Source organism: Streptomyces canarius, from assembly GCF_014650735.1.
Taxonomy (GTDB): Bacteria; Actinomycetota; Actinomycetes; order Streptomycetales; family Streptomycetaceae; genus Streptomyces; species Streptomyces olivaceoviridis.
The window spans coordinates 1-8825 of record NZ_BMVN01000121.1; the positions used below are offsets into that span (position 1 = coordinate 1).

An 8825-nucleotide genomic window follows, 5' to 3' on the forward strand; every position below is an offset into this window, starting at 1 on the left:
CGTCTTCGGCCTGACCGGCGGTGAGGACGAACACCAGCGGCCGGCACCGGCCGTCGGCCGTCGGCCGCGAGGTGGATCTTCGTCGTCGGTCCGCCGCGGGACCGGCCGATGGCGTGGTCGTCCCGCTCGCCGGCCGGGGCCCCTTTGTGCGGGCCCCGGCAGCGTGCTGGTGAGCGTGCACGATCGTGGAGTCCACGGACACGGCCCAGCTGACGTCCTCGTCCGCGTCGGCCTGGGCCACCAGCGCGGTGAACACCCGCTCCCACGTGCCGTCGACGGCCCACATCCGCAGCCGGTTGTAGACGCCCCGCCAGTTGCCGTACCTCTCCGGCAGGTGCACCCACTGGGTACCGGTCTGGAACTTGAAGGCGATCGCGTCGATCACCTCACGATGGTCCCGCCGGCGGCCACCCCGCTTCGGCGTCCGGTCCGGGAGCAACGGCTCGATCCGCGCCCACTGCGCATCAGCCAACGGCACACCCGGACCAACGACCGGCTGGTCCGAACGAAATGGCCTAGTCACGGCAGCCATCCGGCAGGATGTAGTCCCGTCCCGCTTCACAGGGCGCGCAGCAGGCCGCGCGCGGTCGGCGAGCAGAGGTGTGACGGTCGTCCCGTAGCGTGGGCGGTGCCGCAGGAGATGCCGAGAGCGGCGGCAGTCTGCGCGAGGGTCGAGTGCGGCAGAAGACGAACCCAACCTGGCTACAGTGCCCTGGGGTTGAGACGAAGTGTTGACGGTTGCAGGGCAGAGGGCTGGGCTGCCGACTCCTGTTGACGGCGACAAGAGCGACAACACCATCGGTCTCGTCGTGCGTCGCCTGGGCGTTCACGGGGCAGGGGCGGTCCGTATCTGCCCGAGTCGATCGCCGCAGTGGCGAGTTCGGGGCCTGCGTACATCGCCGTGGGCGCGGCGCTCCGTGAGGACGAACGGGTAGAGATCCGGCTGTTTCCAGGCGGGCCTGGGGCCGAGGTCCGGGTGAATGCGGCATCGCCGGCGCCGGCGTGCCCGCACGAAAGGTGCCGCCGCGATGGCGTCGTCGATGTATCGGTCCATGGCCTCAACGTTCCAACTCGACATGCGGGAGCGGTCATGTTGGAGCGACCGCACAGCAGCGCCCCGGTGCTGCTGTCCGCAGCTGATCAACGTTCAGATGCCGCACGACCACGACCTGAGGGAGACGACGCACTGGCTCTGGGAGTTATGAGTGGCGTGATCGCCTGGCCTGATCGCCTGGCCTGGTGATCGCGCCGGAGGCCGAGGTAGCCGTCGTCCAGGAGGACCTCCATGTCGGGGAAGTACTGGAAGCAGAGGTCGATGCTCTCGTTGCGTGCGGCGGTCGCGTCGTGCATGCGGCCCGGTCGCAAGGCGTCGGCCCACAGCATGTTGTTCGTAGCCGCAGACCGGGCCGGTCGGGGACCGCGTAGCCCCGCTCGGCCAGGAGGGTGCGTATCTCCCCGACGGCGCGGATGACGGTGGAGCGGTCGACGCCGAACGGCAACCCCGGCACCGGGTGCGGCAGACCGTGCCGCAGATGGATCAGCGTGGCCACCAGCCGGTCGACGAAGACCAGCTGGTGGCGGGCGCCGGCTCCCGCGGCCCGCTTCCTGGCCCCACCTCGTGCAGCATGGCGACGACCCTCGACTCCGGCTTGCCACGGCACCGCCAACCCCTCGATCAGACACGCGGGATGACGCCGGGAGATTCCCGTGAACAGCCGATGCGCCAGCACCGCCGATTGACCATGCGCCACAGACGGATCACGCCACCTGCCAGGCACGACGCCTCACCCGCTATCACGCACCAACTCATCGGTTGAGACGGCCTGCTGAGCCGGGTTCACGACCTTCGCACTCGAACGGTCCGCTGCCGACGAACTGGCCCGGACGCTGTCCGACTGCGTCGGCGCACGCAGAACGAGCGGCTGCTCACCGGAGAACACGGTGTGTGGGTCAGATCGACGCGAACCACTCTCGGCCATGCAAAAGACTTCGACGTCGTCAACGTCACCGTGCACTTGGAAGATCCGACCTGGAGCGGCGTCGTACTCGGTCGTCGGCTGTCTCCTCGAGCGCGAGTGCGTGAGCCACCGCGGTGACCAGGACCTGCTTGACGGACTCGCGCTGACGGGCGTCACAGAGCATCACCGGGACACCAGGGTCGATGTCCAGCGCCCTGCGCACGGTGTCGGGGTCATGGGTACGCGCACCGTCGAAGGTGTTCACCGCCACCACGAACGGGACCGTGTAACGCTCGAAGTAGTCGATGGCCGGGAAGGAGACCGCCAGCCGGCGGGTGTCTGCGAGAACCACCGCGCACAGAGCCCCCGAGGCCAACTCGTCCCACATGAACCAGAACCGGTCCTGACCCGGCGTCCCGAACAGGAACACACTCAACTTGTCGTGGATGGTGATGCGCCCGAAGTCCATAGCGACAGTCGTATGGGACTTCAGCTCGAGTCCCTCGGTGTCGTCGACTCCGACACTTGAACGCGTCAGGTTCTCCTCGGTGTGAAAGGGAACGATCTCGCTGATGGCGGACACCAAAGTCGTCTTGCCGGTACCGAACCCACCGGACACGAGGATCTTGACCCCTTGGGGCAGGTCCTCCTCGGGCACCGACAAGGCTGTTGTCGGTGACTTTCCCCTGATCATGAGCGATCCGTTTCTTGGCAATGCCTTGTCGAGTGCGTCTTTTCCGTTCACGGCCGTCCCGGTCGCCCGGGCCGACGGGGGTGCCGGCTCATAGCGCGCGGAGGCCCGCGAGCACCTCTCTGATCAGGTCGACACCAGGCCGGCCGTCACTGTGGGACGAGTTGCTCACCCGGATCGCGCCCATGTCCAGGAGGTCACCGAGGAGAACCCGGACCACGCCGAGAGGCAGGCCCGTTCGGGATACCAGCTCACTGACCGACAGGGGTTCCCGGCACAGTTCGAGCACCGCTTCGTGTTCAGGTTCGACGTACTGCCAGTCCCGTATCGAGGCGACCACGCTCATCACGAAGGTGACAAGGTCGAAGATGTTGTGACGGGAGTGCGTGCGGCCCCGCACCATGGCATAGGGCCGTACGAGAGCGACGGTTCCGTCGTCGGACCATTCGTTCCGCTTCATACCATCACGTGTTCGTCTGGCCGCTGGGCATCGTGCGGCCCTGCACGGCCAGATGCTGCCCGACCCTCACCACCAGACGAGCCATCTCGTAGGCCACGAGGCCGATGTCCGCACCCTCCGGTGCGAGCACGGCAAGGCACGCGTTCTCCCCCGCGGCACAGACGAAGAGGTAACCCATCTCCATCTCCACCACGGTCTGGCGTACGGCACCTCCTCCGAAGTGACGGCCCGTTCCCTTGGCGAGACTGTGAAAACCGCTTGCGACGGCCGCGAGACGCTCGGACTCTTCCCGGGGAAGCCCCTGGGAGCCGGCGAGCAGCAGCCCGTCCGAGGAGAGCACGATCGCGTGCCCGACCTCAGGCACCCGCTGTGTCAGGTCGTCCAGCAGCCAGCTGAGTTGCGCCGTCGTTTCCGTGGAGACGAGCAGTGTCATCGAATTGTTCCCTTCCGCTGTCATGACTGGTGGCGCGTCGCCGATCGCTACGAGCGGGTACCAAAGGAATGGCCCTCAGAGGGGGTGTCCCGCCCCGCGCGCCGACCCCGTGCGCTTCCCTCCTGAAACGCCGACATCAGGGTGCGCACCTGAGCCGGACGTGCCGACTCGGCATCGGTCCGGCCGGAAAGGCCGGCCGTGCCGTCGTGCGACGCGTGAGGGAGCGCGGGATCGGCTGCGCTGTGTCCGGAGAAGGCGGGTTGCGCCGCACTGCTCCCTTGCCTGCCGCCGCTCCAGTCGATGGGGGCACTGACGAGTGGGACGCCCTCCCCCCGCAGCTCAGGAGCGAGGCTGGCCTGACGGACGCGTCGGGGCAGACCGTCGATGAACTCCGGCTCCTGGGCGACACCGTCGTCAGCCGCCGGGGCAGGAAGGACCGGACCGGCGACGGGCGCGTCCTGGGGCGTCGGGAGCACCTGCCGGCGATGAGCGTCCCGCCGTGACCACGTCGTGTCCCCGCCGGCGGCCGATGGCCCGTCACCAGGGTCGGTGGCCGGCGGACGGAACGGGAGGCCGCCTCCCGCAGGAAGAGCCCGAGCGGGCCGCTGGCGCTGCTCCTGGGGCTTATGGTGGCCAAGGGCGGCGCTCGGCGTCCGCAGACGGTGCGAAGAGGCGCCGGGGGCGGAGTGCCGCGCTTCCGGCCTCGGGTCTTCCAGAAGAGTGTGAGGGATCAGGACAACGGCGGTCACGCCTCCATAGGGCGAGTGGCGCAGTGTCACGCCGATACCGTGACGCTTCGCGAGCCGTTGTACGGTGACCAGGCCCAGGCGGGTGCTGTCCAGGGTACTGACCTCGACCTGTTCCCTGAGCCGTGCGTTCGCGGCCTCCAGATCCTCCGGACTCATGCCCAGACCACGGTCGTCGACCTCCACGACCAGACCTTTGGTGCCCTTGCCGACGTTCACGCGCACTTCGGTGTCGGCGGGTGAGAAGTGCTCCGCGTTCTCGATGAGCTCAGCGAGGAGATGCACGATGTCCGCGACCGCGCGTCCGGCGATGCTCACGTCTGGCACCGGCAAGACGGACACCCGCGCGTAGTGCTCGGTCTCGGCGGCAGCGCCGCGGACCACGTCGACCGCGGGCACGGGACGGCGCCACACACGGCCGGTGGCTGATCCGGAAACGGTGATCAGGCTCTCGGCGTACCGGCGCAGGCGCATGGCCATCTGGTCGAGGCGGTACAGGTCCGCCAGCCGGTTCGGATCCTCCTCACGGTGCTCCATGGACTCGAGCAGACCGAGTTGGCGGTGTACCAGTACCTGGCTGCGCCGGGCGAGGTTCACGAACACGTCATTCACGTGCCGGTGCAGCCTGACGTCCTCGGCCGCGAGGTCCACGGCCGTCGTCTGGAGCGCGAAGAAGGCGTCACCGAGGTACGCCAACTCCTTGGTGACGAAAATCGGTTGTGTCATGTCCGACCTGACGTCCACCTTCTCGCCTCGCCGCAGCCGGCCGACGACGTCGCGAAGACGGTCCTCGGTGAGGTTGCGGGCCGACTCGCGTAGCCGGGAAACGTCACCGACCAGCGAGCGTCCCATGCGTATGGACATCAGGGCGGAGACGATCAGGGCGATCAGTCCGAGCGCGCCCGCGATGCCGAGCTCCCACAGCGCACGCAGTGCCGGTGGTCCGGTCATGGTGAAGACGACGTCGATGTCGTCGAGCGCCAACTCGTTGGTGGCCAACCACTGAGCGTCGTAGGCGGCACGCCAGCGGGAGACGGGGAACGGAAGCCGTCCGGCGGAGGGACCGGCCTGGGTGAGCTGCTCCTCCATCGTCCTGACCTTCTCCAGTGGTCCGCCCGGCCGGGCGTACTCCATGAAGGCCTTGCGCTGGGTGTCCGGCATACCGCGCATGGCGAGTTCGACGAGGCGTCGAGAGGCGCCGATGTCCTGCACGATGAGCGCGTAGGTCTGCCGCGTCATCCGTCCGGAGGACGCGGAGGCTGATATCAGCGCGTCCTCCTGGGAGAGGAAGTCACTGGCCACGGTCTGGGTGTACAGGCTGTGGCCGAAACGCTGGGCCTCCTTGTCCGGCAGCACTGTCATCGCCTCGAACGCCTCGGAGATGGCTGCGTTGATCGCGGTGTACTCCTCCAGGGCGTGCGGTGCGTCGATCCGTCGTTCGTCGACGCGCTGCCGCAGCAGCCCGAGATCACCCAACGCCTCACGCACGGTGGCGATGCTGTGCTTCACCTGAGCACTCTCGCTATCGCGTACTTCGCCCATGGATGCGTGCTCGGAGAATTCGGCTACGGCGCCGTCCGTCATCGCCCGGCTCCGGGCGAGCGGTGACTCATCCGCCGTGACCCCGGGAAGCCGTCCCTGTCCCCCGCCGGCCGCGGGCCCGGAGGCCAGATCCATCAGGCTGACACGTCGCTCCGACTGAAGTTCGATGAAGACCTGACCGAGGGGGCGGGCCAGGTGGTTGCCTATGACGTCCACGTGCACCAATGTCAGCGCGTTGTCCAGGGACAGGTAGGCGGCGTAGGTCCACAGTGCCGAGAGCGACAGCAGTGGTAGCAGCAGCAGTGCGAGCATCTTGCTGCGAAGGGACCAGCCGTGGTGTTTCATGCGTGACTGCTATCTCCGCTGGACAGTGAGTCGTCCACTCGTGGCGGAGCCGTCCCGCCGACGTGTGGCCGACGGGACGCCCCGTTCGTCTCCCGCAGTCACGCGGCGCGTGGCCTGGGTCGGAGACCCACCGCCAAGGTTGTCGGGATGGGGGAACTCGGTCGAGTGCATAGTAGTAAGTGAATCCTAGTGTGCACCGTGTGACTCGCGATGTTGTGAGGCCATCTGCTGAAGAGCAGGTAAAGGGACCGCGGCTCGGATACTCGCCGTGGCTTGGTTCGAGTCGGCCCGGCCACGCTCCTGGTCGCGCACTGGGCGCGGCTGCGGGCGCACCGGCGGCAGGCCTCGGCCGGTGCGCCGTCCTAGCCGCTCCGTCCCGCCTGACCGTTCCGGCCGTGACGCCCTGGACGGAGGGTCCCACGGCAGGAGCCATCTGGCCGGTGGCTGATCGACGCCCGGGACCGGTTCTGCGGCGCCGGTGCCGGAGTCGCGGCGGGCCGTCGTCGCCCCCTCCGCTGCCGTTCGGCATCGCCGCGGTGGTGTTGCGGCGGGCCTGGCTGCCCTGCCCGCCTTTCAGGGCAGCCGATGGCCCGCTAAGACGACGAACATCGCAATCTGGGAGACGTCGTGAAGCGAAGGACCACCGGTGTGTTGACGTGACACGGGTCCACCTACTAAACATGTAAGTAGGGAGACAGCAACACCACCCGCATACCACACGAGTGATCAGCAGGGAGCTCCGTCAGACTAGTTACCGGTTGTTCATGAACTCCGTCCTCGCGGCAACCAGCCGGACACATGATGGTGTCGTCGGCCCCTTTGCTTCCGAAGTCTCGGAAATGCGCTGCGTCGTCAGGAGGGATTGCCTCTGTAGAGGCCACGTCCCGCACGTTGGATGCGTGAATTGGCGACAAGCCGGTCCAGCGTGCTGCGCACCCCGTTGATGCTACCGGTGTCGGAGTCCCGGCCGAGTGCGGCTGCGACGTCCCGCGCCCGAACGGTGGCTCCCCCGGCAGCGCTCACGATCTTCATGACTTCTTCGGTGAGACTGCCGTATCTGCCACTGACGGGGTTGCCCCCTCGGGCGGTCGGCACGACAGCGTGCTCTTGCGGCCGCTGGTTCTCCGCCCGCCTCGGCCGTGTCTCGTCCTGGCCGGCGGGTGGCGCGGGTACCGTCTTCATGAAGTGCTGGAGGGCCCCCAGAGCCACCAGAACCGAGTCGAGATGCGCCGCCACAGCGGCTAGCTCGCGTTCCAGCAGCTCCTTACGGGTCGTGAGGCGATGCAGCTCGCCCTGGAGTTTGCCGACGGTGACTTCGATGTCCTGCAACGTGTGGGCTACGGCAACCATGCAACTCCCTCTCATACCATGAGACCCTTTCCCGCTCAGTCGGGCAAGGCCGTTAGCAAGGTGTTAATCGACCCCACGGTAGATATTAGGGTCTGTTCGAAAGGTCGCTCAAGGTGTCACAGTAACTGCCATATCAATCTCGGCAGGAAAATAGCCACATATCGGTCAGTGACTCGCTGTGCGATGACACCGGTGCGCTGGCGTCGGCCGCCATCGAGTTCGTGCGGGCATTGGTCAAACGCGTCTCGTCGCGCCTCACCCGGGCATGCGGATCCATCACCCTTCGTCGGCTGCGTAGCCGTCGTCCTCCAAGCCCTTCGGCCTGACCGTGACACCGGCCTTCTCGCGCGCGTGCCGGACGGCGGTCGCGCTCTCCTGCCGTCCCGACGCCCTTGAGGCCTTGGGCGCCCGACCGGCCCGCCCCAAGCGCTGCCCATGCCTCCCTCACCGCACCCCGGGCGTCGGACGGCCGCCGACCCCTGGCCGCCCACGCCTTTACCGAAAACACGACATGCCCGCTCCGCCGGTCAGCGGAGCGGGCATTCCGATGCGGTCACCGCACGCCTGTAGGTGCCGGTGCCGGCTGTACGGAACCGTGCTGTCGATGTCAGCCGTTGCCGTAGGTCGTGGTGCACTTACCGTTGTCGAACAGGGGTCCCTCGACGACAGGAAGGCCGTCGGAAGGGTTCTGGATCACCGTCTTCAGCCCGGTCAAGCGGTCCGCGCAGCTCTGCACGGCGGACTCATTGTCACCACTGCCGCCACCGATGTAGAGATCCAGCCACGTGGTGGCTCCCTGGGGAGCGGTGTCCAGCTTGTGGCAGGGCCCGTTCTGCGGACTGGCTCCGTCCCCGCAGGCGTCCTCGACGATGAAGTACCGCCGCACTTCAGGGACGTAGAAGCGCGTGCCCGCCGGGTAGTCGAGGGTGTCCTTGCCACCCTCCATGGTGTGTCCGACCGCCAAGGTGATCGGGTCCTTCCAGGTGCCTGTGCCGCCGGCCTGCTGATGGAGCACCGGAGCAGAGATCTGAGCGCTGCCTCTCGGAGTGTTGTCGAACCAGGTGTAGCCGGTGGTGAAGGCGTTCTCGATGGTCTTGCCGGAACCGGAACCGGAGCCGGAGCCACCAGGGGTTCCGGCAGTGGGCTGCGGGGTCGCGGTGTGCTTCGCCCCGGGGGTGCCGCTCGTCTCCGGTGCGGGGGAACCGCTCGCGGCCGGTACGGGCGCCGTACCCGGTGTGGTGGTGGTGATGGTGTTGAAGGTGGTCAGGAACTGGTGGTCGTTCTGTTCGGTGCCGCTGCA

6 protein-coding genes and 2 pseudogenes are annotated in these 8825 nt (G+C 67.6%); all 8 read right to left on the bottom strand.

Annotation, left to right across the window (positions count from 1 at the left end; all coding sequences use genetic code 11):
* Positions 1–799: IS5 family transposase (locus IE294_RS45800; RefSeq protein WP_306433557.1), on the bottom strand; the 799-nt coding region annotated here is incomplete at its 3' end.
* 383 nt (positions 800–1182) lie between these two features.
* Positions 1183–1751 (bottom strand): annotated as a pseudogene (locus IE294_RS45805) (helix-turn-helix domain-containing protein); the annotation flags it as partial.
* A 253-nt stretch (positions 1752–2004) separates the two neighbouring features.
* Positions 2005–2652, bottom strand: a complete 648-nt coding sequence (locus IE294_RS45810; RefSeq protein WP_189895251.1) for a GTP-binding protein — start codon at positions 2650–2652, stop codon at positions 2005–2007.
* A gap of 88 nt (positions 2653–2740) precedes the next feature.
* Positions 2741–3109 (bottom strand): DUF742 domain-containing protein, encoded by a 369-nt coding sequence (locus IE294_RS45815; protein WP_189895247.1) that lies wholly within the window; start codon positions 3107–3109, stop codon positions 2741–2743.
* 4 nt (positions 3110–3113) lie between these two features.
* Positions 3114–3542 (bottom strand): roadblock/LC7 domain-containing protein, encoded by a 429-nt coding sequence (locus IE294_RS45820; protein ID WP_189895248.1) that lies wholly within the window; start codon positions 3540–3542, stop codon positions 3114–3116.
* Between the two features lie 47 nt (positions 3543–3589).
* A complete protein-coding gene (locus IE294_RS45825; RefSeq protein WP_189895249.1) occupies positions 3590–6175 on the bottom strand; it encodes a sensor histidine kinase in 2586 nt (861 codons plus the stop codon).
* Positions 6176–7027: 852 nt separating this feature from the next.
* On the bottom strand, positions 7028–7525 hold the full coding sequence (locus IE294_RS45830; protein WP_189895250.1) for a hypothetical protein: 498 nt from the start codon (positions 7523–7525) through the stop codon (positions 7028–7030).
* A 607-nt stretch (positions 7526–8132) separates the two neighbouring features.
* Positions 8133–8825: pseudogene (locus IE294_RS45835) on the bottom strand (hypothetical protein); the annotation flags it as partial.

Excerpts from the sequence above, each read along its gene's own strand:
- IE294_RS45810 (WP_189895251.1), bottom strand. The coding sequence starts at position 2,652 with ATGATCAGGGGAAAGTCACCGACAACAGCCTTGTCGGTGCCCGAGGAG.
- IE294_RS45825 (WP_189895249.1), bottom strand. The coding sequence starts at position 6,175 with ATGAAACACCACGGCTGGTCCCTTCGCAGCAAGATGCTCGCACTGCTG.
- IE294_RS45815 (WP_189895247.1), bottom strand. The coding sequence starts at position 3,109 with ATGAAGCGGAACGAATGGTCCGACGACGGAACCGTCGCTCTCGTACGG.
- IE294_RS45830 (WP_189895250.1), bottom strand. The coding sequence starts at position 7,525 with ATGGTTGCCGTAGCCCACACGTTGCAGGACATCGAAGTCACCGTCGGC.
- IE294_RS45820 (WP_189895248.1), bottom strand. The coding sequence starts at position 3,542 with ATGACACTGCTCGTCTCCACGGAAACGACGGCGCAACTCAGCTGGCTG.